The sequence below is a fragment of the Candidatus Pelagibacter communis genome (assembly GCF_001179945.1).
Taxonomy (GTDB): Bacteria; Pseudomonadota; Alphaproteobacteria; order Pelagibacterales; family Pelagibacteraceae; genus Pelagilacustribacter; species Pelagilacustribacter ubique_A.
Window position 1 is genome coordinate 1 of the sequence record NZ_CVSG01000085.1, and the last position, 877, is coordinate 877.

The window sequence follows — 877 nt, forward strand, 5'->3', positions numbered from 1 at the left end:
GCCCGTGTTGACCTGGTGGGTATGCTCTAGAGTTAAAGGGACTTTTTGGTCTACCCCAAATATTTGCCTTAAGTCTTCGATCAACTTTATGTTTAGATTTAAGTCTTTTAGTCATATTAAATAAATGTGTTTTATAAGCTTTACTAATGATTTGTCAATTAAGCTTTAATGTTATTTTTTACTCAATGTGCTTATAATACTAGCTAAAATCCTTAATTCTTTATCGTTTGGTTCTAATCTATAAATTAAATTATTTATATTTAATATCATTGAGTGCCTTTTCTCTTTAGGAATAAAAAAGTTTTTTTTTTCTAAAAGGGCAATTAAATGAGCTAATAAAGAAGTTATTTTTGATTTAGATGAAACTTTTAAATTCAGTTCATTATTCTTTATTTTTTTATCATTAAGTGATTTAAAGATCTCATAACAAATTATAGTCAAAGAATGAGATAAGTTTAAAGATTTAAATTTAGGTGAAGTTGGAATTTGTAAAATATAATTAGAAAATGACAAATCTTTATTTGATAAACCGGATGCTTCTGGACCGAACATTAAACCCAAGTTAAGATTTCTTCTTTTGATTATTTTTTGAAATTCTTTAAGTGAAATATTCTTTTTATTTATGTCTCTACGTCTTGCACTTAAAGATACGACCAAATTAAAAGGTTCTATTGCATCTTGAATATTATTGAATACTTTCGCTTTATTTATTATATCATACGCTCCTACGGATGTTGCTTTAGCTTTATGATTTGGGAAATTAATTTTAGGCTCTACAATGTAAAGTTTTGAGAAACCAAAATTTTTCATTGCTCTGGCACATGCGCCTATGTTTTCACCTAGTTGCGGTTTTACTAGAATGAAACCAAATTTACCG

Annotated in this window: 1 protein-coding gene and 1 pseudogene; both read right to left on the minus strand. The window is 27.3% G+C overall.

All coding sequences use genetic code 11. From position 1 onward, the window contains the following. Positions 1-115, minus strand: a pseudogene (locus tag AMN78_RS03785) (30S ribosomal protein S4); the annotation flags it as partial. A 56-nt stretch (positions 116-171) separates the two neighbouring features. Continuing rightward, positions 172-877: RNA methyltransferase (locus tag AMN78_RS03790; protein ID WP_075534253.1), on the minus strand; the 706-nt coding region annotated here is incomplete at its 5' end.